We start from the raw sequence: 25331 nt of genomic DNA on the forward strand, positions 1-25331 counted from the left end.
GCCGAGCTCCCTTCCTTGCCCAAATAACGACTGTAAGCATCTAAAGCATCATTACATTGCTCAGCGATACTTATAAATTTTTTGACAGGCGCTCGCAGGACGCTAGGGTCCGGCAAGTCATCAAGCGTAAGCTCTACGCTAACGATAGAACGACTCGCAGCGGTGTAGCTAAGCTTGAGCCTAGTCTTATTAGCAGGAACTACGAATCCGTTTGGATAATCACTATGATAAAGAATTTCAAATAAATCTTTGAATGTATCTTCACAGCGCTTGGCAGGGGTTTTAAAGTTGTATTCATTGGAATATACCAACCAATCCCACGCTAGTGACGCAGGAATAGGCAATTGCAACGCTACTGTCTTTGCTAAATGCATCTTAAAGTTTAGGTTTTGGCTAGTGACAGGCGGTGACGGTAAATGCTCCGTTTGTGCTTTATCTTCAAATAACAAGGAACGGATAAGGGTCATAAATGCTAAAAAATGCGCTGAATAACTGTCGAATGAAGCAGACTGGATGCCATAGACGCGATTGATTCGAGCCACTTCTTCATAGATAGCAATAAACTCAGCATCAGAAACAACATCATCATTAATATGTTCAATAATTACGGCGCTCAAAACCGCCAAAATAAATGAACACATAACCGATAGATGTACTTGGGTACGCGCGATTTGAGGCTAGCCAATCAAGATAAGTGCCTCGGCATTTGGCGGACAAACGCTCATAACTTGGCCAATAACCAAGCGACTCATCATGATAAATACGTGAGATACTGTGGATGACGTTTGGGGAGCTGGCAGGTAAGCTGTCATCGACTAGCGAAGGCTCAGTACCGAACCCCGTTAGCATTGTGAGCTGACCACCAACATAATAAAAACCGCGCTCAATAGAACGTCCTTTAATATTAAAGGATTCGTTTTCTTTGAACCAGCGTCCTAACTGCTTGTTGGCTGAAGCACTAGAAGCATTGTTGGATTTACCAGATGAGATGATAAATGACGCGAAATCATCTGTATCATCATTTTGACTAGACTGACTTACTCTATGCCGGTTATCGGGCTTGATATCAGGTGGCAAGTCTATAAAGGCGGGCTTATTTGCTTTATTACCTTGAGCGTCGGCATCATATTTTTGTTTAAAAAGTGCCTTCACGTCGGCAATAAAATTTTTCATTAATGATAAAGTCCATGCTGAGTAGTACGAATGTTGGTGTAAAGAATCGGTCGCCGATACCATTCTAACAACAAACGTGCATTATTTATGCCTGTATTTTTACATTATTTATCGATAAACAAAAAAATCACCACCACACTGGATCATCACTCTCTTCTCTCACTTGTTTAGAATTTTCTACCGTCACTTCATCAGCAGACAACTCAGCGATAAACCGCGACGGCTTGTCAAAATACCCTGAATAACTGGCGAAGTAATCAGGTGCCGTTAGATACAGTCTGCTCTTGGCGCGACTACAAGCAACATAGAATAATTTTCGTTCTTCTTCTAGCGCCTCAAAGTCATCCAAAGAGCGATGATGCGGTGTGATACCATCGACCAATGAGTTAACAAACACCACTGGCCACTCCAGCCCTTTGGCACTGTGAATGGTCGAAATAGTAACTTTATCATTGTTATTATCATCAGGTTGACTGGTTGTGGCTACCGAGTCATTGGGTGGATCGAGTGCCAAATTTTCTAAGAAGTTATCAAGGCTACTATGTTCTATTGCCAAATTTTTGAGCACACGAAAGTCCTCGTTGCGCTCTCGCCAATTTTCCTCAATCGTTTTTAGGACAGGAATATAGAACTCTAAAATCAGCTCAATAACCGTCTCGACGGATTCAGCCTGATTTGCCTTAGTCAGCATATTATATAAAGGCTCAAGCTGTGCGCTTTTTTTAGCAAAATTTGGCGTGAGTAGTGGCTCAAAGGAGTTGTTATCGGCATTAATGGCTTGGGTCAAACGCGTCGCGGTTACTGTTCCCACGCCTTGGAATAAGGTTAAAATGCGATGCCAAGCAATCGTATCATTCGGGTTGTAGAGGACTTTAACGAATGCCAAAACGTCTTTGATATGTCGCCTTTCAATGAACTTGATACCGCCCACCACAATGAATGGAATATGACGCTCCATAAATTCTAACTGTACATAATTGGACTGAAACGAGGTTCGGCACAGTACCGCAAAATCATTGTAATCATGATCTGACTTTAGCTCGATGATTTTATCAGCGATATATTTTGCTTCTTTCGTCTCATTGCTTAGGCGGCTAAACACTGGCTTATCCCCACTTATCGATACGCCAGAGTACAATTTTTTTTGATAGCCTAGCGTGATTTGCGCTGACAGAGCATTGATATAATCCAAAACAGCAGGCGTACTGCGATAGTTTTGTTCGAGCTTAATCAGCTTGGCATCGGGATAGGTCTCACCGAATAACAGAATATTTTCGTAATTGGCACCGCGAAAAGCATAAATACTTTGATTGTCATCACCGACCACCATCAGCGAGACGGACTCAGATGCACCAATCAAATCTATCAGCTGCTTTTGCGGAATGTTGGTGTCTTGATATTCATCAACCATGATGTAGCGATATTGGTTTTGTAGCATTTGGCGAAAGGTATCATTCGTCTTCAAATGGCGCACGACCTGACTGATAATATCGTCAAAATCGTAGAGATGATTGGCACGCTTATACTCATGAAAATCGACTGCCAATTGTTCGATAATAGGAATATGCACGGCGATATCAGGATAACTGCTTTCGATTAAATCACGGATATGAATACGTCTATTCCGAGAGCTAGAAATAATATTTTGCAGTGTCTTTTTGCGCGGGAATGCTTGGCTCTTATTTTGCGCGGGATACTTTTTTTCTTTGTGAATTAAGTCGATGGCATCTTCGCTATCGCCCGTGTCTAAAATCGTAAATCGCGGATTGATGCCCAATAAACCTGAATATTGACGCAGCAGCATATTGCAGAATGAGTGAAAAGTACCACTGGTGATATCGTTGAGCCGTTTATCAGTTGGCAGCTTATCCTTTACCAAGTCTTCATCAGACTGTTTATCAAATAAGGTATTCGCAAGTAAGGTTTTGGCGCGGCTTTTGATTTCATTGGCGGCTTTACGCGTAAAAGTCAGTAGCAAGATGCTTTTGGGCGTGACCCCGTTCTCTAATAAATAACTGGTACGGTACGTGAGCGTTTTAGTCTTGCCAGAGCCTGCACCAGCAATGACTAGCACCTTGCCTTCGATAGTGGTGGCTGCTAATAATTGGTCAGGATTTAACTCACGGGCATAGTCTATTTTTAACCCTAATTCACCATTCAGCCTTTCAGTTAAAAGCTCAATATTTACAGCATTATTAGCATCGATTAAATTTGCCTCTAGCTTTTTAATTGCCTGCTCAAGTCGTGCCAGCTTAGGCTTAATCTCGATGAAGTTTTGCGGATAATTGTAGTGGCGCGTATCAAAAATCGTGTTGGTCATTATAGGATTTTGCCTTTCATTTTATTTTAGCGGCCTTTATCGAGACGGCGCATTTATACATAGTGTTTTGCAGATTTGACTGAGAGCGCTTGGTGTTCATAATGAAGATTACTCGTACAGTGTAACGAGTCGTAGGCGCTTACCTGTCATACGCCTACAAGCCAAACTATCGTTTTATAGCACAGCTTACCATAATCGATAAAACAGCAAAATTACCAGTCATGACCAAACGCAAAATCTCAGTATACAACACAACAACCTCACCCCTATTCAGGTAAATTTGCTACAATGTGCCCAATTTTGATTTATCATTTAACCAATCTTTATACCAACTGATTTTATTACTATATTGAGAGAATGTTATGGGTTTTAATTGCGGCATCGTCGGCCTACCAAACGTGGGTAAATCCACCTTGTTTAATGCGTTGACCAAAGCGGGTATCGCCGCTGAAAACTTTCCATTTTGTACCAAAGATCCCAACACAGGTATCGTACCAGTACCTGACCCACGCCTAAAGAAACTGGCTGATATCGTTAAGCCTGAGCGCGTATTGCCAACGACGATGGAGTTTGTGGATATCGCAGGTCTAGTCGCTGGTGCTTCGAAAGGCGAAGGCATGGGCAACCAATTCTTAGCCAACATTCGTGAGACTGATGCGATTGCTCATGTCGTGCGCTGTTTTGATGATGACAACGTCGTCCACGTTGATGGTCGCGTCAGCCCAATCGATGATATCGAAACCATTAATACTGAATTGGCATTGGCAGATTTAGAGGCCATTGAGCGTGCCATTCACAATCAAACCAAGAAGGCTAAAGGTGGCGACAAAGACGCGCAAGCATTGCTTGATATCTTCAAAAAAGTTGAGCCTTTATTAGCAGAAGGTAAAGCGGCACGCGCAGCGAACCTAGATGCTGATGAGAAAAAGCTCATCAGAAGTTATGGTTTAATCACCCTAAAACCAACCATGTATATCGCTAACGTCAGTGAAGATGGCTTTGAAAACAATCCTTACCTTGATGCGGTACGCAACTATGCGACTGGCGAAGATTCTATCGTTATCGCTCTATGCAACCAAATCGAATCTGAAATCGCTCAGCTTGATGAAGACGACAAAAAAGACTTCCTAGCTGAGATGGATATGCTCGAGGCCGGTCTTGATCAAGTCATTCGCGGTGGTTATGATTTGCTAGATATGCAGACTTACTTTACTGCTGGTGTTAAAGAAGTGCGCGCTTGGACGGTTGCAGTTGGCGCAACGGCTCCGCAAGCAGCTGGCGTGATTCATACCGATTTTGAGCGCGGTTTCATTCGTGCCGAAGTCATTGCTTATGATGACTTTATCGAATACAACGGTGAAAAAGGCGCAGCTGCCGCTGGCAAATCACGCTTAGAAGGCAAAACCTATATCGTACAAGATGGCGATATCATGCACTTTAGATTTAACGTGTAACGTTAAGCGGTACATCCTGACTGATAGTTAATAAGCCGATGTTGGAAATTCTCCATCATCGGCTTTATTTTATCTTAACATTGTTATATTATAACATATCTTTATTTTACTATTTGAGGACTTATACTGTGACTGACTATTTCTCTTTTTCTAGATTTGCCAGTGTTGCGCTGGTAGGAAGTATCATGACAGGCTCTCTATTGGGCTGTCAGCCTAATGCAGAAAGTGATACGGTAGTATCCGAAGAAGTAACGCCCGTAGACGATCACGCTGAACATGCTCATGAAGAGCACGATGCTATAGAAAAAGGTCATGAAGGACACAATCATGAAAGTCATAGCCACGAAGAAAGCGCGCACGCAGGCCACGACCATGCAGAACATGCCAGTAACAGCACACCATTCTCTTGTGAGCCTACTGCTACTATCGGCGTGTCCTACCATGATGATGCTCCATTGCAGACAGTGCACCTACTCATCGATGGTATCGAATACGATTTGACCGCTACCTCTGATAGCGACGCCAGTACTGAAAAAAACATCTATACCAGTGATATCGGATTGGATAATACCCATGGCATCATATGGCAAGTAAATGGTGACAAAGCAATCTTGCTCAATAAAACATTGGACAGCAATGTCGCTATTGAAAAAGAAGAAGTGCTTTTTAACTGCCAAAAATCTTAATGTAGTTCTCTGACTATATATCTGTATCAAGGGCGCTATTTTGCTATGCTAGAGGCTCCCTTGGTTTCGGATGTTTCAATATGCTAACTACTCCAACCTCTTTGCCGTCTCCTACTACGCAATGGTCTCATCTCCTCAACTCGCAGCGTCTTGGTGCTGCCAAGAAGTTCAACGCTAATAAGAGCACTCGCTCTCAGTTTCACAAAGACTACGACAGACTGGTATTTTCGCACTCCTTTCGGCAGTTGAATCAAAAAACCCAAGTCCATCCGTTGACCAATCAGCTCGGTATCCATACACGTCTGACTCATTCGCTTGAGGTCTCCTCTATTGGACGCTCTTTAGCAATGATGGCAGCAGAAAAGCTCCATGATAAATTGGCCAGCGGTCTACCAGCAGGCGTATCGCCAGCCGATGTCGGTGTCATTGTACAAGCCGCCTGCCTAGCTCACGATATTGGCAATCCGCCTTTTGGTCATGCGGGAGAGTATGCCATTCGAGATTGGTTTAGGCAGCCTGACCCTCAAGCGATATTACAAAAGTTAAGTAGCAACGAGCGCTTGGACTTACTGGCCTACGAAGGTAATGCACAAGGGTTTCGACTGTTGGCGCGTAATGAGCACCATCCCGATAAAGGTGGTATGCGTCTCACTTGTGCGACCTTAGGCGCTTTTATGAAGTATCCGTGGCTTGCCTCTCACAGCAACGATGTCAATGACAAACATCATCAAAATATACAAAAATTTGGCTGCTTTTATAGTGAGTCAGCACAATTAGAAGAGTTGGCAGCCTGTTTGCATTTACCACGTTCAACACAGCACGATGGTTTTGCGCGTCATCCGCTGGCTTATTTACTAGAAGCGGCAGATGATATTTGCTATGCCTTGATCGATTTAGAAGATGGTATCAATCTCAATATGCTGACCTATAGTGATGTTGCCGCCATATTTTATGAGCTGATTGGTGAGCGCCCTAACAGTATCAATCTGCCCGTACACATGTCTGTCAGGCAGAGCTTAGCGTCATTGCGAGCACGTGCGATGATGCGTTTGGTAAACACGGTGACCGATGCCTTTGTTGCCAACAGTGATGCATTGCTGGCTGGTACACTGCAAGGCAGTTTATTTGACCACTGTGATATCAGTGTGCAAAGTGGCATCAACCAAGCCAAACAGTTGGCACGTGAGAAAATATTCAATCACCCAAGCAAAGTCCGAATGGAGCTAATGGCCAATCAATGCTTGCATCGTTTATTAGATGCTTTTATGCCATTAGCTTGGACAAGTAGTAGAGCAACATCTGATCCTCAATCCATGTCCTTTGAGCAGCAGCGCCTACTAATGTTGTTACAGCCACATCTAGATGAGCATCGGCGGCTATTATCAGATAATGTCTATCATAATATCTTAAATATATTGGACTTTATCACTGGAATGAATGATCATGAGGCGTATCGATTGGCACAAGAGTTACAAGGCCATTGGGGTACGATGGTTTAAAAGACCCGTGCAGGTCTAGTAAATTAACACAAGTTGCGTATTTCAGTCGTATTTTTACGCTGAAATGAGTATGATAAACCCTTATTGGACAATTTTGAAATATTATGAGCAGTCGCGAACAAAAGAAACTTCAAACTCGGCACGCCTTTTTTAATGCTGTGCTTGACTTATGTATGACAGGGCAGTCTTTTAGCTCAATCAGCCTCAGGCAAGTAACGCGTGAGGTTGGCGTGGTGCCGACCGCATTTTATCGGCATTTTGATGACATGGAATCGCTTGGTCGAGCATTGGTGGTAGAAGAGCTAGGCGGTACGCTGGCGATCCTAAGCGATAGCTTGCAAATTGGGCGCAAGCGTAGCTTTGATCGCCAAATTGCTAAGAGCATTCAGCTGTTCTTGTATATGGTTAGTGATCAGCCTTATTACTGGCAATTTTTAGTCAGTGAGCGCTACGGTGGCTCAGAAGCTGTACGCAAAGCCATTAATGAACTTGTCAAAAAACATGCTCAAAGCTTGGCTGATGATTTAGCGCTACAGCCTGCTTTTACTCATATCAATGCCTATGACCGTCGCCTACTGGCTGAAGCTGGGGTAAATATGTTCTTTTCTTGGATTATCGATTGGTTGGAGCTGACTTATACTGAAGACCATGATGATGAAATCGATCTGAATGAGATTGAAGAAAATAAACAGCTGATGCTCCATAATTGTACTCGCCAAGCACAGATGCTGTTTTATGGGGCTTATAACTGGAAGTCTACGGAAGAGACGCACTTAGGAGATTAGGTGACGTCAGCTATTCTACCTCGGTATTAAGCAAGACTCTTTTTAGGTGGCTCAACGTTAGAAACTGGGTCTAAATGCCCATAAACGCTGTGTCACCACTTTAATTTCTTTGGCTTTTTTATTATTGCCATTATTATTGTTAGGCGTGCTGCTATTCGCATTACTCCCTGCTGCCGCGCCAGTATCAGTCGCAATTTTACTAATCAATACGGTTGCAAACCGTTGTCTTTGTTGACCAAGACTTGCACTATCCGTTGCGGTAATAAGCGCCATAAAGGCTTGGCTATCGACTGCGAGCAGTGGTTTTAATGCCTTTCGCTGATCATCATTTAGGCTGCTCAACATCGGTAATCGCCATACATCATCGATAGAGGCTAACGCCTGCTTTGCCCGCATATCGACCAATCCCTGCATCTGTTGGCTGGTTGCGCCATCTATCAGTGCAGCCAGCAAAACTGGACTGGCAGTATTGACATTAATAGGCACATAATAAGGAACCGCCGTAATATAAGGACGTAGTGCCGCTAGTACTTCAGCATTTACCCCTGGAATCTCTTGCAATTGATCGACACTGACCAATGCTTGATTGGGCAAAGTCTTACTCGCTGAGCCACTTGATTGCTGAGAATAAACCACACTCTCATCACCACCATCTTGATAAACGTCGCTATCCGTATCTTGATAATCAAGAACAGCAATGGCAATATCAGGTTCCAGATTTAATTGTGTCAACAGTCTTTGAAATATGGCTAAGGCGGCACTATCAACCGCGCCATTCTGATATAAGTTATTAATATTAAAACGACTGGCTTCATCGCGCACTTCAATACTGATGCTATGATCGGCTAAAAGATAGGGCGGTAATGGCTGCGCCCAAATATCTTGCTCGCTATCTGTGTCATTCAGCTTATCGTCAGCACGAATCATCGTGATGGCCAATTGCTGACCAGCATTGATATCTTGTGACAGCTGATTTTGATCAAACAATAAGTCGCTACGCCTAATAGCAATCTTTTGACTGGCAAGCATCGCCCCCGCCACCACGGTAATACTGACCACCAATAGTAAGATAGTGAGCAGCGCTACTCCGCGCTGAAAGTGCGCTGTCATTAAATTAAACCGCCTTTATTATTAACCCAATGGTACATGTTAAATATTACTTCCTGCATTGTTATTTACATTGTTATTTACATTGCTATTCGGGTTGTCATTATTAGTATTATCACTACTATCGTTATTGCTACCATTGCCATTATTAGCAGCATTGTTATTGCTTTTATTGGTATTGTTAATTGGCATTGGTTGGGGCGCAAGCGCCCACTGCCAAGTGATGGGCATATCCTGATAAGTAAAATTGACAGCAATGCCTTTGGGCAATAAAACCACTGCTGGCTTGGCGCTTATGGCATTAACCGTCTGCCCAGAGGTTGTATTTGTACTGCTATTGCCGTTATTACTGCTGTCTGCATCTGGGAATTTGGTGCTCAATTCAGGTAAATATGCTTGCCAACGCCCTGCGGTGACGCCTTCGAGCAATACACTATCTAGGCTGATGCTATCGCGCCCACCATCGATGCTGGTATATTGGCGGCGAATTAAACGCTCATCGGCAAAAATGTATTCGATATGCTGGACACTCATGCTACTTTGATAACGTGGATCGGGGTCGGCAAAACGAACAAAGCTGACATGCTCACCATCCAAGCTCATAAAAGGCTCAGGCACTGTTTCACTGGCTTGGGCGCTATTGTTTGTGCTATCACTGGTATTTGTACTGTTATTTTTCACACTGATATTTTGAGTACTTGGTATTTGATAAGGGATAATTTGCCCCATGTCTTGCTGTAGTTGCAAATAAGCATATTGCAAAACAGCTAAGTTATCAGCATGAAATTGTGCACGTTCGCGAGCACGGTTGACGCTATCAAACACCTGCCAGCCAGCCACTGCCAACATCGCAAATATTGCCATGGCAACCATCAATTCAAGTAGCGTAAATCCACGCTGCGACCTCACGGATTGCCTCCAGACTGCCCTGCAATATCAGCGCCCAAACTGCTTAAGTCCAAACTACCAATGTCTTGCTCTGCATTGCTCAATATTACGTTGATATCAGTCACGGCGGTACGCGTCTGTCCATCTATAATGGGTGCGACAGCGATATTCACCTCTTTTAAAGCAGGCGTAATGGCATCACTGACCGTCATAACTACTTGCCAATCACGCCCTTGAGCATTGATTGTTTGTGTGCGATTGGCCGTCAGCCAAGTCTCTTGAATACGCAAATCAGCGGCCGCATTCTGTGCGACAAAATGTGCCAGTGTGCGTGTGCGTAAGACATCCACTGAGCTGAGATAAGCACTACTGGCACGGCTAGCAGCCACAGCAACAACTGCTAAAATCGCTAACGCTACCATTACCTCAATCAGAGTAAAGCCGCTTTCATGCTTTGATAGCATTGGCTTTTTGTTTATATCAGCAGATAGAATGCCGTCCTTATCTATCATCAGCTACATCCCTTGTCCGATCGTCATACTACCATCAGGCATAATGGTAATGACCTCGCCCACCAGACGCGAATTGTGCAGCACCTCAATGGTAACAGGCGTTGCTTGCCCTGTACCAAACCATAATATCTGTGGGACTGCTTGATTGGCAAACCAAGGCTGCAATGTTTGCCCCTGTTCAGGCATTGATAGATTGCCAGCCTCCAAGCTTTGCACCCTTAAACTAACCCCAGCAGGTAACTCTGGCAAACTGACTTCTGGCTCAATCTCCCAGCTAGGTACTGGCTGTTGCGTTCCCATCGCCCCCGACCTACTTGTCAGGTCAGCAGACAATTCCATCGAATTTTTAGGCGTGCTGTCCATGCTATTTGACGGGGTATCATTGGTTTCATAGGCAATATAAGGATTTGATAAAGTAACAATCACAGGAGCTACTTGACCTTGTTTATCTGCTTGCAAGCTCAAACCCATCGGCTGCATACGCTCAGCAGACAACAACCGTACATAGCTCAACGAATCCGTTAGATGCTCATAAAAAGCACGGTTTTTACGCGATTCACTACTACCCACCGACAAGCTCATCATGCCAGCAAAGATAGACAGAATAACGACCACCACTACAATTTCGACAAGGGTGAAGCCCTGTTGTACCTGAGCAAAGTTTGAGGATTTATAAGGGGAAACGTGAGCATTTTGTACTGGAAAGGATTTATGCTGATAAACCAGAGGTAAGAGATATCTATCCGTGTTTTTATATTGCAAATATTGATGACTTAAGTGTGAATAGCAAGTGACCGCTGAGCTGGACGGAGTCTTGGCAGTGACCGGCATATTGCACCTATAAACCTATAAGTAGGTTGTGGTATAAAGAATAAAACTATGATTGGGCGCTAAAGCTGGTAAGTATGTATCCATTTTTAGCATGGATGCACCGTGCTGCGATAACGAATATAGCAACACGAATTTAAAAAATTTGGGTTAAAAGACCATAAGTTAAACAAAGATATTAATAACTGGTATTACGGTGCTCTTCTGACTCAGTATCGATTTGCTCGACCAACTCCTGCATATCTTCATCCATCACCTCATCGTCAGCTGCAGGATAATGGCTCGGCAACTCAAGCATTTGCTGAACGAAAGCATAACGTAGGGTATCACGGCGACCCAAATACCGCTGGTAAAAGCTTGAATTTAATAGTCCAGCACCGCCCTGACCCATCGCCCAAATCGAGGACAAATAGTCGCGCGTGCTCAAACTACTGTGCTGCTCTTGTAAATACGCGCTGATAATGTCAATCAAGCGTTTCATACGCTGACGGCGAATATCATATAGCTCACCAAATAAACGATTAAGACCCGTCACTGATGCCGCCAAACGCTCTTCGATTTGATTGAGCAACATGGCTTTTTGTGGATTAAATAACTGCTGAAAGATCATACGAGCAACGCCTGCTGATGGACAATCATCAATACGATTAATCTCAAACAGTTGTTCTTCATAGCGGATAATAATACGCAAATAGAGTTCATCTTTACTGGAGAAATGCTTATACAGTGTACCTTTAGCCAGATCCAGCTGGTCTGCCAAACTGTCTAAAGTAATATCACCATCGCCCGACTCAAGTAGCAATTGCTCTGCCATCGCTAAGATATTCTCTTCTCGTGCCTTGAACTGATGCTGACGACTCATAATCTCTCCTAAAACCTGACAAGATTAAGCATATGACCATCCTGTGGATGAATGCATCGGCGACAAGCGTATAACATCATACAAAGTCTGCTCGAAAACCACCAAAGGAGATATGCTTATGTTTTCTAAATAGTCATTGATAATCATAGGCTTACGTTCCACATCATAAGTGCAAATAACGTAAAGCAACAGGACTGTATCATAAATGACTGAGTGGTCATAGCATAACCATTTTAGTGATACTGTGCTAGTAAATTCTCAAAGTTTTTTGCAGTTAATGCCCCAACGGCATCGCTACTACAGCCATACATCTCTGCCAGACAACTGGCGACATAAGGTACGTAGGCAGGCTCATTCGGTCTACCACGCTTGGGCACCGGTGCTAGATAAGGGCTATCGGTTTCGATAAGCAGTCTGTCTCTAGGCATATTTTTTGCTGCATCTTTAATCATTTGAGCACTTTTAAAGCTAACAATGCCCGAAAATGAGATATAAAACCCTAAGTCAAGTGCACGCTTGGCCGTCTCCCAATCTTCGGTAAAACAATGAATAATACCGTGCTCAGCGCCTTCTGATTTTAGGATATCAATCGTATCTTCTTTAGCATCACGCATATGAATGACGAGTGGTTTCTTCAGGCTTTGACTGGCATAAATATGACGAGCAAGACTGGCTTGCTGCTCTTTTTTGTTTTCCGTTGACCAGTAATAATCTAATCCTGTCTCCCCAATCGCCCATACATGGTCGGCATCAGCCGTTTCGATCAAACGCTCGACCGTCGCTGATTGCAAGACACTAATATCTTCACAAGGATGAATACCGACGCTCATGCCAAGATTTAGCGCCTCATCGCTATAGGTGCTGACAATATGAGCAATCTCATCATATTCAGCAAAATCACACATAATCGCCATTGCCCGAGTGACATTGGCAGCTTTCATCGCGTCAATCGCGCCAGACAATTGACCATCATACTTGGTTAAATCTAAGCGATTAAGATGACAATGGCTATCAGTAAACATAAATAATCTCGTTAATAAACATGAATGAATAAAAAATATTAGGTTTAAAACCTTAGAGTATTGATTGCTCCAAAGGCAACTGTTTTCAAGCAAAGTTTAGCGGTACACTATCAGAATTATGGTTCACCGTGTCTGAAACGGTATCAAAACTGACTATATTCTTGACATGAGTCTTGATATAAATACAGCTAATCAACCATAGAAGCCATTCGCTAGCGAAAACATTACGCCTTTTACTCACTTTTCATAAGCCCATTATTATGAACCATAAAAAAACCATCAGCCTTTCTCCGATTATAAAAACATTATTACCCAAACAACTCTATAAAAAGCGGTTTTTATTACAAGACAAAGGGCTCAATAATCATATCAGTATTGCCAAAGATGCACGCATCATTGGCAATTCGACCATTACCATTCGTAAAGGTCATGACAATCAAATTACTATCGGTAAGGGCGGCAAATTTAATGAGTTAAAAATTGACATCAACGGCAATCACAATCAAGTCACGATTGGAGAGAAAGTTAAGTTCTCGGGGCAATTATTGGTTGTCGGTAATCATCTGCATATTTATATCGGCAATCATACCACCGCTATTGATTGCTATATTTTGGCGCGTGATAAAAGTGTGGCCATTGGTCAATCATGCATGATATCACGTGGTATCGAAATTCGAGCGACTGACGTTCACAAGGTCTATGATATAGACACTAACGCGCGAGTGAATAAGGCACATACAGACGTCATTTTAGGAGACCATATTTGGATTGCCGCCAATGTGACCATTTCTAAAAACGTCTCTATCGCCAGTGGTTGTATCATTGCAGCAGGGGCATTTGTCAATAAACCAGTTGAGACGCCCAACTGCATGATTGCTGGTACACCAGCCAAAATTATTCGCAAAAATGTACGCTGGGAGCGTTAAAGAGTTAAGTTACAAGGCAACGTTTTGCTAAAGCAAGCACTGGCTATTTGACATCAATGCAATGGCACCACTCTCATTACTTCTTCTATGGTCGTTACCCCTTCACTAATACGCTTTGCGCCCGATAAGCGCAATGGCTGCACACCTTCGCGGTACGCTTGCTGCTTAAGCACATCTAAATTGGCATCGGCGGCGACCAGTTTTTTTAGCTCATTTGACAACGGCATGATCTCGTACAAACCAACGCGACCTTGATAGCCCGTATGGCGACAATGCTCGCAGCCTTGCGCCGTATAAATTTGCGCTGGAGCGGGCGCACGCCAGGGCTGAACCAATTCCTGCCACTGCACAGCAATTTCACTGTCTGGGGTCACGTCTAGAGCTTTTTTGCAATGCGGACATAAGGTGCGTAGCAAACGCTGCGCCATGACGCCTAATATCGTCGCTGAGGTCAAAAACGGCTGAATGCCCAAATCATGCAAGCGAGTAAGTGAGCTTGGTGCATCATTGGTATGCAACGTCGAGAGTACCAAATGTCCAGTGAGTGATGCTTGCACGGCCATATTGGCGGTTTCAGCATCGCGAATCTCACCGACCATAATGATATCTGGGTCTTGGCGCATCAAAGAGCGAATACCATCTGCAAAATGCAAATCAACGCCTGGATTGACCTGCATTTGGTTGAAAGCTGGTTCAATCATCTCGATGGGATCTTCAATCGTACAAACATTAACTTGTTCTGTGGCGAGCTGCTTAAGCGTACTGTACAACGTCGTGGTTTTACCAGAACCCGTTGGCCCTGTGACCAAAATAATACCGTTGGGATGCGCGGTCAGCTCATGCCAAGTATCGAGCTGCTTACCTGACAAACCAAGCTGAGCAAACGAGCGCACCAGCACTTCAGGATCAAATACCCGCATCACCAGCTTTTCTCCAAAGGCTGTCGGCATCGTCGATAAGCGCAGCTCAGTTTCCAGACCCTTTGGCGTACGGGTTTTCAACCTACCATCTTGTGGTTTGCGTTTTTCTGCCACATTCAGTCGTCCTAATATTTTAATCCGCGCCGTCACCGCGACGATAATTGCCAATGGCATCTCATAAACGGTATGTAGGACGCCATCAATACGAAAACGGACTTTACCCGTCTCACGGCGAGGCTCTAAATGGATATCACTGGCTCGCTGCTCAAAAGCATATTGCAACAACCAATCGACAACTCTGACAATATGTTGATCGTTGGCATCAGGGTTGGTATTGTCGCCCAGTTGCAATAATGCCTCAACATTGGTGACATCAGCCGCCGCCCGCTTATGGACACTATTTGCTCCTGCAATCGCTTGGGTGACTTGGTAAAACTCTTGACGGTAGCGATTGATTTGCTCAGGATTGATATAAACCGTACGATAGCTTTTAGACTTGATTAATTTTTCGATACTTGTCTGCCACTCCGTACAAAACGGCTGGTCTGTACCGATGACGACTTCATCATTCGTCACTTCAATGGGCAAAATATGCTGTGAGCGGGCATATTCAAAGGACATCAACTGAGTTACAGCTGGGACATCGACTTTTAACGGATCAATACGGACAAGTGCCATGCCTGCTTTGGCCGCCAACCATTGATTTAACCATACCAAAGTCAATTTATGCTCAACATTTTTATCCAGTGCATGACCGTTTGGCAGACCAAATTCACTGATGGTCAGGAGTGGATGCTGCGCTTTATCACGGCGGCTCGTCATCACTAAATTGTAGCCACGCTGGTCAATCACCTTATCTGCCAATAGTTCATCTAAGCACCAACGTAAATCAATCACGATTGAATATTTCTGAGCAGACATATTGTTCTTCTTTTATTATTGATGCGTTATTTATTGAGGAATGATTTATGGATAATTCATGCGGCAGTAATGGCATTGCTGAGCACTATAAGCTCACTTTGACAACAGCTGTTATCTGTAACTGCCCTGATTCTATCAACTGGAAGCTCACATCGACAGACTTATAGCGCATGACAAACGGCGTATCTATCTCCGCGCGACGATAAGCTGGACGCGGGTCTTGCGCAATTAACGCTTTAATAATCTCGATATCAGCAATAAGCAATTGCTCTTGCATTTGTTGAATAAGCGTCGCTACACTATTATTTTTTGCATGAATAGCTTTCTTATTATTTTTATTTTCAGTCTCATTGTCATTTTTATCGCATCGTCTAGCGTCAACCAACGTCATAAATTGCTCGTAAGCAGACTCCGTGATAATTATCTCTAATAAATCTGGCGCAGTTGGCGCAAACCCGCTTTTTGCATTACTGAGCGCATCGCTATAAGCGACATAGGGCTTAATATCGATAATCGGCGTACCATCTATCATATCTGCACCGCTAATAATAAGTAACACGCGCCCATCACAAACCTCGATACTTTCAAGCTTAACGACAGATAACCCAAGCGCTGAGGGTCGATACATACTGCGACTGGCAAACACCCCTATTTTTTGATTGCCACCGAGCCTTGGTGGTCGAACTTGCGCACGAAAGCCAGTGCCGCCTTTGCCAATATGAGTGTCTTTATTGGTATAGTTATGATGAAACTGCCAACTGATCCAGATATGGCTGAACGCGTCTAAACCGGCAAATGCTGCTGGCGAGTCATAAGGCGCTATCACCTCAATGATACTGGTGAGCGCAACCAAATTCGGCTGGCGTGGCGCACCAAATTTCTGTGATAGCGGCGCACGATGGTAGCCAATCATTGGCGCACGGTGGTAACCCGCCAAAGAGATATTATCATCGGACATCATGTTTCTCCAAAAAACCGTTCAATAGTAAGCATCTACTTTTATGAGAGCGTTTAGCGCATATTATCCAGTGATACAAAATTACTCACTAACGATATTCCATTTTATCATGCCGCATCGTCGCTGCCAGACGGATTTTTATTTTAAATTTTGGTATTATGAGCCATAAATTCGATGAGAGCCTTTATTTTTCAATCCTTATAAGCCATCTACAGCAACAGCCATTGCCGTGGTTTTACAGGAGACAGATTAAATCATATCTATCCTTAGACTTTATAAGTCCCTCTCCTGATTTTAAATGCTTAATAAGGTGTTAGAATATCGCCCCACAACATTGATTAAAACATCGGCTATGCTACTTACTTTGCATGACAGAGGTTTTAAACGATTGGCTGTTCCAATAGTGATTGAAAATTTACTACCCTTCTATACCCTTTTTCATTGAAAATTTTAATTTAACACTCATTTAAACTTAATAAAACCGATAGCAACTTATTAACGAGGACTTTATGTCAAAACTTCGCACCGAAACGGTCACAGAGGTTCATCACTGGAATGACGCTCTATTTAGCATCAAGACAACTCGCGACGATGGCCTGCGCTTTCGTAATGGCGAATTTGCGATGATCGGAATCGTTGTCGATGGCAGACCGCTATTGCGCGCTTATTCGATTGCTAGCCCGAACTACGAAGATCACTTAGAATTCTTTTCTATCAAGGTTCAAGATGGTCCATTAACCTCGCGCTTGCAGCATATCAAAGTTGGTGACGAGCTGTTGGTCAGCAAAAAACCAACGGGCACTTTGGTACTAGATGATTTACTGCCTGGCAAAAACCTTTATATGCTCTCTACAGGCACTGGACTGGCGCCATTTTTATCGTTGGCACGTGATCCTGAAGTCTATGAACGCTTTGAAAAAATCATCTTGGTACATGGTGTGCGCCATGTCGATGATTTGGCGTATCGTGATATGTTTGAAAACGAATTACCTAACGACGAGATCTTTGGTGAATGGTATCGTGAAAAATTCATCTACTACCCAACAGTGACTCGTGAAGATTTCAAAAATCAAGGTCGCGTGACTGACTTAATGACCTCAGGAAAGCTCTTTGAAGACATTGGCTTACCGCCGATGAATAAAGAAGACGACCGTGTCATGATCTGCGGTAGCATGCCATTTAATGCTGAAATTTCAGCGATTTTGGATGATTTTGGTTTGACTGTTTCACCACGCATGGGTGTCCAAGCAGATTATGCCGTTGAACGTGCTTTTGTAGGCTAAACCATTTTTTTTGATTTAATTGAAAATTATATCAAATAATTCTTGACGGATAAAAATAGGCTGCTATAATACGCAGCCTATACAGAGTTAACTCTGTAGCCCAATTCGATAATCTCTATCTAATAGACCTTATCTTCTAACATGCCAGTGTGATGGAATTGGTAGACATGACGGATTCAAAATCCGTTGCCTAATAAGCGTGTCGGTTCGAGTCCGACCACTGGTACCAATATTAGTAACAAATCAGCCTCCTCATTAGGAGGTTTTTTTGTGCCGGTAATATTATTGCTATACTTACATTTCTATTTCTATTTCTATTTCAGATTGCAGCACCGCAATTATCTTAATGGGCACGGCAAACTCCCACGGCATGCCAGCATTACAATAAAAATGTCCGTCACGAAATGATACGATATAAGCCGTAAAATCATTACCACAATGATCCATCATTGCTTGCTCATCACTATCATCACAAACCGCACACCATACTTTTTTATCGCCGCGTGCTAGCATCGCCCTTGTTAAATCGCTCCCTTTTAGTTCATTATTCATCATCAGCTCCTTAGTCATTCTAAACTCTCTAACATCAAGCTCTTAAAGAGTTAATTTTACCAAAACTCCATTTTCGATCTTGGCATGAGCGATAAGCAATGTCTTTTTTACATGGTCGTAGAGGCGCACAAGGCATTACTTATTGTTTTACAGTCATCCATTAGCACGGATACTATATTGTAAAACACCAGAATCAAAACTGTAACATCTAAATGTGAGATTTATGACAAACGGTGAGGTGGATACGACAGGTGGTGCAAGAGTACAAATGAGTTTGATTTACAGTAGACCTAGATCATTCAAGAGCAAAAATATGTTTGCTAAATACGTTTTTTTTGAATTAATACCACTGTTTATCATTAACTAACTCTATGATATATAATATTTATGACATATAAAATTATTCATATCCTGTTGCTAGCGTCCTGCTAACCTAGCAAAGGAGTCTATCGATAAATCCAAATTTTGACACTCAATCAAAGCGCTTGAATCAGGTAAAATAGTGAGTATGACAACTTCTATAAATGCTAGCCCTCGTAAAATCATTCATATAGACATGGATGCTTTTTATGCCAGTGTGGAGCAGCGTGACTTTCCTGAACTGCGCGGTAAGCCACTGGTGGTTGGTGGCGATCCAAGTGGTCGCGGCGTGGTCGCAGCAGCCAGCTATGAGGTGCGTAAATTTGGTGTACGCTCTGCCATGTCTTGTTATGAGGCGCGTAAACGTTGCCCAGAAGTCATTTTTGTAAGGCCACGTTTTGAGGTTTATCGCGCAGTTAGTAGCGATATTCGCCAGATTATGTACCGCTTAACGCCACATGTTGAACCATTGTCTCTAGATGAGGCGTATCTCGATGTTACAGGGCTACAAGTCCATAAAGGTTCAGCGACCTTGATGGCGAACTGGCTAAGGGCACAAATACTAGCGCATACTGGATTAACGGCCTCAGCAGGTGTGTCGTTTAACAAGATGCTGGCTAAAATTGCCTCTGATATCAATAAGCCCAATGGTACGGCTATCATCACGCCAGCGGACGCTAATGCCTTTATCAGTACGCTACCTATCGAGCGCTTTCATGGTATTGGTAAAGCCACTGCCAAGCGCTTACATGCGATGGGTGTAAGTACTGGCGCGGATCTCAAGCGAATGCAAGCGGCTGTCTTGGTGCAGGAGTTCGGCAAGCGTGGGCAGTTTTATCACGATATTGCCCATGGGCGTGATGAGCGTGCTGTCAAATCTGAGCGCGCGCATAAATCTGTGGGTTCTGAGACCACATTCAAAGACAATCTAAGTGATAACCATGAATTACGTATACAAATTTATGAACAGAATGCCGATGCCTTTCATCAACTGCAACAAAAACAGCTGGTCGCCTATACTATTACTCTAAAAGTTAAATACGCAGACTTCACTCAAATCACCCGCTCACACACGCTATCGACTGCCTTTAACAGTGCTGATTCTGCCCATTATTGGTTAGACAAACTGTTTTTAGACATTCCTCGTGAGCTACCTATCCGCTTAGTCGGTGTTACTTTCTCTTCATTAGCACCTGCCGCCCAATTGTTGCCGCAGTTAAATTTGTTTGAATAACATACTGACGCTTATCGCTTTTATTAATTACTCATTCTAACAATTAATGTTTAGGCTATTTAATATACAAACCGTTTTGTGCGCATGAGTCGTTACTAAACTGTCCTTTCATGACATCGTTTCTGCTACAATTACGCCAAAATTTACATTCATTTAAAGATTAATTATGACCGATTTTCACACTATAGACTCTACTACTGCCGCCTCAATTGATGCCGAAAAAAACAACAATGGTTTGAATTATTTGAGCGTTGATGACTATGATTATGAGCTGCCAGATAGCCTGATTGCACGCTATCCTCTCTCACAGCGTTCTGCCTCAAAACTTTTGTATTTGCCCGCCAATAATCAAAAAGACTCTACGCTTGTAGAAAATCGCTTATTCACTGAGTTACCTGAGTTATTAAATGAAGGTGATTTGATTGTATTTAATGATACAAAGGTGATGAAAGCGCGTCTTTTTGGACAAAAAGATACTGGCGGTAAGCTTGAAGTATTGATTGAACGCTTGGTTGATATCTCAGATTTAGAGACAGCGACTTTATATGTAGAAGCTGAAAAATCTGTAGAAGCTGTAAATGACAAACCCGTGAATCAAGAACATATTGCACTTTGCCATGTTAAAGCCAGTAAAGCGCTCAAACTTGGACAACACTTGCAGCTTGCTGACGGTCATATGAAGGCGGTGATGATTGGTCGTCAAGACAACTTATTTATTTTAGCGTTTGATGCGCCGATCTTGCCGCATTTAGAGCTTTATGGCGAACTGCCTATTCCCCCCTACTTTGAACGCCATGCGGATGAGACAGACAATACTCGTTATCAAACGGTTTTTCATGATCCAACCAAGCTTGCGAGCGTGGCTGCACCGACTGCAAGCTTACACTTTGATGAATCGGTACTGAGCAAACTTGCGGCAAAAGGTATTCGTACTGCTTTTGTGACTTTGCACGTTGGCGCTGGTACATTTGCGCCAGTAAAAACGGACAACTTGCTCAATCACACCATGCATAGTGAGTATGCACATTTACCACAAGCAACCGCTGAGCTCATCAATCAAACCCATGCGAATGGTAAACAAGTCATCGCTATTGGCACCACGGTCACACGCGTGCTCGAAACGGCTTATCAAAAAACAGCCGTTAATGGGCAGCCTCTCTCCAGCTGGTCAGGTGATACCGATATATTCATTTACCCAGGGTTTAAGTTTGGTGTGATAGATCGACTGTTGACCAATTTCCATTTACCCAAATCAACGTTGTTAATGCTGGTGTCGGCATTTTCGGGTAAAGATGCCATTGAGCATGCTTATCAACATGCGATTAAAGAACACTATCGCTTCTTTAGTTATGGCGATGCAATGCTGCTGGATAGAAAGCCATATTAAACAATACTCAAACATTTTTTGTATTGTCCACAACAGTTGTGAAATAAACTGGTAAACTAAATGGTATTTTGTTATAACAGCACAGATAACTTATATCTTAAAGGTCTGCACATGTCTTGTCATTTATCTCATCGGTTGACTACGGTACATCGCGCGGTCTCGATGGCACTACTTTGTTCCGTAGGCTATGCGGCTCTCGTATCGAGTGCACAAGCTGCAACGATTGGTAAGACTGTAGTCACCTCTGCCCAACATGAGCCGCTAGCTGCGAGCATTGTGGTCAGTGATATTCGAGCCGCTGACTTTTCAGCAAGTTTGGCAAACTCTACTATTTATCAGCAAATGGGCTTGGCCCAAACTGATTCGATGACCGTACGTTTCAAGCCTACCTCAGCGACCAGCGGTCAAGTATTTATTACTACCTCAAAACCTGTATCTACACCTTTTGCTGATGTGGTTTTAAACATAAATGATAAGGGTCAACGCAACGTCATTCCCAAGACATTGTTGATGCCGCTCAATAGCCGTTTGCCCATTGACGCGCCTAAACACATCGTTACTGGCGCAAAAAAACCGAATCTACCCAGCGTGTCCTCTAATACGGCTAAACCGTTGACTGTTAGAGAAGGTGCACCGCCGCCATTAACATTATCGCCCATACTAGCGACTACTCACTCGTCAACGAGCGAGTTGGTGGCGTCTAAATTGCCAGCACCTAATATCCAAGCACCTACAACGACTCCTACCTCGCAAGGCAACAATCTTGCTTATGCGCCTAGCCGGCTAGATAACGGTCGTTTAAACAACGTTAACAACACTCTTAACGCTAACGACAATAATCGTAATCCAACCAGTCGATTAGACAATGGTCGCTTGAGTGCAAATGGCAACGTTACCACAATGGGTAACAGCAATATCGACCTCAATTCTGCTAAGAATGTAGCGAATGATACAGCCCTAGTCAATAACAACACCATGCCAATAGACAATAGTCTATCAGCTACAGCTGTCACTGATAAACAGCTCGATATTCTGAAGATCCAAGTCACTCGCCAGATACAGCCGAGTAGCAAATCAGAAGCAGGCATGATGGCCGCTTCTCCTATTATGCCACCGCCGAGTGACAACAAAGCGAGTACACCAAAAGCCAGTCTTGATACCAGCAATACAGCTATCGCCACTGTCCCATCTAGTGTCACCAACAACGCCTCTATCAGTACGGCAGCCAGCACTACTACTGCGTCCCAATATCAAGTACAGCGCAACGACAGTCTATGGATTATTGCACAGCAAATTGCGCAAGAAAATAACTTAGACATTCAAACAGTAATGAAGCAGATTCAGAAGCAAAACCCTGACGCCTTTATTAATAAAGACGCGGGTCAACTCAAAGCGGATGCCAAGCTTAGCTTGCCCAGTTACGATGTTGTACCATCACAACAAAAACTAGAAGCGGCGATTGAGGCGCAAAGACAATATAGCCGCAGAGCAAACACACCTGTGGTAAAAAAGGCCGCAAAAGCACCCTCTAAAAAACCGTCTGAAACAAATCAAGTCGCTAAACAGCGCAAAAAACCCATGATTACTAAAACACAAACGCTGCCAAAAGCACAATTTTCAGTGCTCGCACCTGGTCGTAATGGCAACGCAGATGGCACCCAAGCAACATCAGCAGCGGCAACAGGTAATGGTCTCAGCACAGATATATTAGCCACGCTCAAGGCCTCAAGACAAAGTACGGCAGCTCAAGCTCAGCAGCTGTCAAAAACCAGCAGTGCACTTGATAGCTATACAAGAAAAATTCAATTACAAAACCAAAAACTGGCTGAGCTCCAAGCTCGTCTCAAAAAACTACGCAATCAATAATTGCCTAACTGATCAACGCAGTGTGCTGTGATCATAGGCGTGGGAGTAACTATGGACAATATGCTATATATCATCGCCGGATTGGTACTTATTCTAATAGTAGCCGGTTTACTATTGTACAAAAAGAAAGCGCAAAAGCCCTCAGCGCAGCTGGGAATGAGTACCGCCACGCCAGCTCCGATGCCAAAAACGGATCACAACACTCCTGCCCAAAGCCACAAAGATGATGACAATAAGTTTGATCATATTACGATTGCCCAGCGCTTCATGGATCAACAGCGTTATGACAAAGCCATTGAAACCCTCAGTCGCGGCCTAAGCGAAAAACCGAATGATGGTCAATTATCTGTTAAATTACTCAGCATCTACGCGACTATTAATCAGCCAGAGAACTTTAACAAAGTTTATGATGCCATCAAGACGCAAAGCGACTCAAAAAGTCTTGCGCTAGCTGATGAGTTAAAAGCTTTATTTTCGGAAGAGCAGAATCAAGTCGCAGCAAAAGAGGCACCCGTAGAAGATAATAGCCATTTTGAAAGCATAGATTTTGACTTACCGATTAATCAAATCGATAGTAAGAACGCGCTATCTGATCAGCCAGCAACCTCTGAAGATAACCATGGTACGCTGATAGATGACAGCCTGTCTAACTCGGCAGTAACAAACACATCTTATGAGTCCAGTCTTACTAGCGACAATGTAGAAGATAACTTTGATCTTACGCTGAGTGATTTAGAGAGTAATATTAGCGCATCTGAGGCGACTGATACGGCGCCAGTCACTTCATCATTAGAGATGACAGATGATGAAAGCCTAAACACTGCCAATATCGACAGAACTGATAATGATGTCGCGGTGTCCGCAGAAGATAATGATCTCAATGATCTTAGTGATTTTGACTTCAGCTTTGATTCATCTGAAGAAACTGATGCGCAGGCAACGGATTCTGTCATTCCAGAACGCCCTGATAGTATTAACGATGAAATGACGCTAGAAGATGACGCGTTCATTTTAGACTTTGATGATCTAGCAACTGATGTCGATAAAGATATTGACGAAACTGCTGAAGCATTGTCTATCAACACTGTCCAGAATGACGAAGAAAATGATTTCACTTTGTCTTTAGACAGTCTCGATGCGCCAAACAACATAGAAACATTAATAGAAAGCGAAGCGCCTGTACTTGAAGAAAATAGTGATATTGATAACTTCATTATTGAAGAAGATCGTTTTGAAACTGAGAGCTTTGAAAATATTAATCTCGAAGCACAATCGCTTGATAATAATGATTCAGAATATGCTCTTGCTGAAGAATCTAGTGTCACACCGACAGCCCCGTTGCTGTTCGATGATAACTCTTTATTAGACAATGAATTCGATACTCACTCTTCAACAGCACTCAGCCCAGTTGCTCCAATTGAGGACGAGTCTACCCTTACCGCCGAAGATGCCGCTGAAACAGCAGAAGACTTCTCCTCCCGCTTTGCGGCCGACTTTGACTTTGTAAAATCATTAGATAGCACTCAAGTTACGCTAGATTTGGCAGGCCAATATTTACAATTGGGTGAATACGACAGTGCCAAACGCTTATTAAATGAGGTATTAATTCAGGGCACTAGTGAGCAACAGAACCAAGCAAAAGTCTTACTAGATCGTACTGCGTAAAAGCCCCATCGTTCTTTTGTCAGCAAGTATTCTATAACACTAAGAATACTTGCTGATTTTTTTTGCATTTAACCTTTATACTATTTATTATTACTGAGCGCTATTAGCATCCAACCTTAATTT

20 protein-coding genes, 1 tRNA gene and 1 pseudogene are annotated in these 25331 nt (G+C 43.2%); 11 read left to right on the forward strand and 11 right to left on the reverse strand.

Annotation, left to right across the window (positions count from 1 at the left end; genetic code table 11):
* Positions 1-332 precede the first annotated feature (332 nt).
* Together B2575_RS13615 and B2575_RS10695 are read right to left on the reverse strand one after the other, a co-directional pair.
* A pseudogene (locus tag B2575_RS13615) lies at positions 333-1236 on the reverse strand (TerB N-terminal domain-containing protein); the annotation flags it as partial.
* Positions 1237-1300: 64 nt separating this feature from the next.
* Entirely contained in the window at positions 1301-3493 is a 2193-nt protein-coding gene (locus B2575_RS10695) for an ATP-dependent helicase (protein ID WP_296241945.1), read from the reverse strand.
* A 362-nt stretch (positions 3494-3855) separates the two neighbouring features.
* On the opposite strand from B2575_RS10695, the gene ychF reads away from it, so the two are divergent.
* From ychF to B2575_RS10715, 4 genes are all read left to right on the forward strand, one after another.
* Positions 3856-4947: a redox-regulated ATPase YchF gene (gene ychF / locus B2575_RS10700; RefSeq protein ID WP_296241947.1), complete on the forward strand. Its 1092-nt coding sequence runs from the start codon at positions 3856-3858 to the stop codon at positions 4945-4947.
* A gap of 185 nt (positions 4948-5132) precedes the next feature.
* Positions 5133-5633 carry a hypothetical protein gene (locus B2575_RS10705; RefSeq protein ID WP_296241948.1) on the forward strand — a complete coding sequence of 167 codons (501 nt, stop codon included), beginning with the start codon at positions 5133-5135 and terminating at the stop codon, positions 5631-5633.
* A gap of 80 nt (positions 5634-5713) precedes the next feature.
* Positions 5714-7132 (forward strand): deoxyguanosinetriphosphate triphosphohydrolase, encoded by a 1419-nt coding sequence (locus tag B2575_RS10710; protein WP_296241949.1) that lies wholly within the window; start codon positions 5714-5716, stop codon positions 7130-7132.
* 104 nt (positions 7133-7236) lie between these two features.
* Positions 7237-7917, forward strand: coding sequence for a TetR family transcriptional regulator (locus B2575_RS10715; protein WP_045446867.1), 681 nt, complete (start codon positions 7237-7239; stop codon positions 7915-7917).
* 57 nt (positions 7918-7974) lie between these two features.
* Here B2575_RS10715 and gspK read toward each other — a convergent pair whose 3' ends face one another.
* The 6 genes from gspK to B2575_RS10745 all read right to left on the reverse strand — a co-directional run bounded on the left by gspK (position 7975) and on the right by B2575_RS10745 (position 13136).
* On the reverse strand, positions 7975-9027 hold the full coding sequence (gene gspK, locus B2575_RS10720) for a type II secretion system minor pseudopilin GspK (RefSeq protein ID WP_296241952.1): 1053 nt from the start codon (positions 9025-9027) through the stop codon (positions 7975-7977).
* A gap of 39 nt (positions 9028-9066) precedes the next feature.
* On the reverse strand, positions 9067-9933 hold the full coding sequence (gspJ, locus tag B2575_RS10725) for a type II secretion system minor pseudopilin GspJ (RefSeq protein ID WP_296241954.1): 867 nt from the start codon (positions 9931-9933) through the stop codon (positions 9067-9069).
* The gene (gene gspI / locus B2575_RS10730) at positions 9930-10424 is read right to left on the reverse strand and encodes a type II secretion system minor pseudopilin GspI (protein WP_060490814.1); all 495 of its coding nucleotides are present in this window, start codon (positions 10422-10424) and stop codon (positions 9930-9932) included. Before gspI ends, gspJ begins: the two co-directional genes overlap by 4 nt.
* A gap of 3 nt (positions 10425-10427) precedes the next feature.
* On the reverse strand, positions 10428-11255 hold the full coding sequence (locus B2575_RS10735; protein WP_296241957.1) for a prepilin-type N-terminal cleavage/methylation domain-containing protein: 828 nt from the start codon (positions 11253-11255) through the stop codon (positions 10428-10430).
* 175 nt (positions 11256-11430) lie between these two features.
* Complete coding sequence (locus B2575_RS10740; RefSeq protein ID WP_045446854.1) at positions 11431-12114, reverse strand: TetR/AcrR family transcriptional regulator; 684 nt, start codon at positions 12112-12114, stop codon at positions 11431-11433.
* A gap of 233 nt (positions 12115-12347) precedes the next feature.
* On the reverse strand, positions 12348-13136 hold the full coding sequence (locus tag B2575_RS10745; RefSeq protein WP_296241961.1) for a TatD family hydrolase: 789 nt from the start codon (positions 13134-13136) through the stop codon (positions 12348-12350).
* 260 nt (positions 13137-13396) lie between these two features.
* Between B2575_RS10745 and B2575_RS10750 the strand changes: the two genes are divergently transcribed.
* A complete protein-coding gene (locus tag B2575_RS10750; RefSeq protein ID WP_296241963.1) occupies positions 13397-14062 on the forward strand; it encodes an acyltransferase in 666 nt (221 codons plus the stop codon).
* A 53-nt stretch (positions 14063-14115) separates the two neighbouring features.
* Here B2575_RS10750 and B2575_RS10755 read toward each other — a convergent pair whose 3' ends face one another.
* Both B2575_RS10755 and tsaA read right to left on the reverse strand, forming a co-directional pair.
* On the reverse strand, positions 14116-15903 hold the full coding sequence (locus tag B2575_RS10755; RefSeq protein ID WP_296241965.1) for a GspE/PulE family protein: 1788 nt from the start codon (positions 15901-15903) through the stop codon (positions 14116-14118).
* Between the two features lie 85 nt (positions 15904-15988).
* Positions 15989-16861: a tRNA (N6-threonylcarbamoyladenosine(37)-N6)-methyltransferase TrmO gene (gene tsaA / locus B2575_RS10760; protein WP_296241966.1), complete on the reverse strand. Its 873-nt coding sequence runs from the start codon at positions 16859-16861 to the stop codon at positions 15989-15991.
* Between the two features lie 509 nt (positions 16862-17370).
* On the opposite strand from tsaA, the gene B2575_RS10765 reads away from it, so the two are divergent.
* Positions 17371-18144 (forward strand): ferredoxin--NADP reductase, encoded by a 774-nt coding sequence (locus tag B2575_RS10765; protein ID WP_201501491.1) that lies wholly within the window; start codon positions 17371-17373, stop codon positions 18142-18144.
* A gap of 143 nt (positions 18145-18287) precedes the next feature.
* Positions 18288-18373: transfer RNA gene (locus tag B2575_RS10770), tRNA-Leu, on the forward strand.
* A 65-nt stretch (positions 18374-18438) separates the two neighbouring features.
* Here B2575_RS10770 and B2575_RS10775 read toward each other — a convergent pair.
* A complete protein-coding gene (locus B2575_RS10775) occupies positions 18439-18696 on the reverse strand; it encodes a hypothetical protein (protein WP_296241969.1) in 258 nt (85 codons plus the stop codon).
* A 508-nt stretch (positions 18697-19204) separates the two neighbouring features.
* Between B2575_RS10775 and dinB the strand changes: the two genes are divergently transcribed.
* The 4 genes from dinB (at position 19205) to B2575_RS10795 (ending at position 25208) form a co-directional block, all read left to right on the forward strand.
* Positions 19205-20290 carry a DNA polymerase IV gene (gene dinB / locus B2575_RS10780; RefSeq protein WP_201501493.1) on the forward strand — a complete coding sequence of 362 codons (1086 nt, stop codon included), beginning with the start codon at positions 19205-19207 and terminating at the stop codon, positions 20288-20290.
* A gap of 166 nt (positions 20291-20456) precedes the next feature.
* Complete coding sequence (queA, locus tag B2575_RS10785; protein WP_201501494.1) at positions 20457-21677, forward strand: tRNA preQ1(34) S-adenosylmethionine ribosyltransferase-isomerase QueA; 1221 nt, start codon at positions 20457-20459, stop codon at positions 21675-21677.
* A gap of 111 nt (positions 21678-21788) precedes the next feature.
* The gene (locus tag B2575_RS10790; protein ID WP_296241971.1) at positions 21789-23543 is read left to right on the forward strand and encodes a type IV pilus assembly protein FimV; all 1755 of its coding nucleotides are present in this window, start codon (positions 21789-21791) and stop codon (positions 23541-23543) included.
* 51 nt (positions 23544-23594) lie between these two features.
* Complete coding sequence (locus tag B2575_RS10795; RefSeq protein ID WP_296241973.1) at positions 23595-25208, forward strand: FimV/HubP family polar landmark protein; 1614 nt, start codon at positions 23595-23597, stop codon at positions 25206-25208.
* Positions 25209-25331: the final 123 nt, after the last annotated feature.

Source organism: Psychrobacter sp. UBA6739 (assembly GCF_002453835.1).
GTDB classification, from domain to species: Bacteria; Pseudomonadota; Gammaproteobacteria; order Pseudomonadales; family Moraxellaceae; genus Psychrobacter; species Psychrobacter immobilis_A.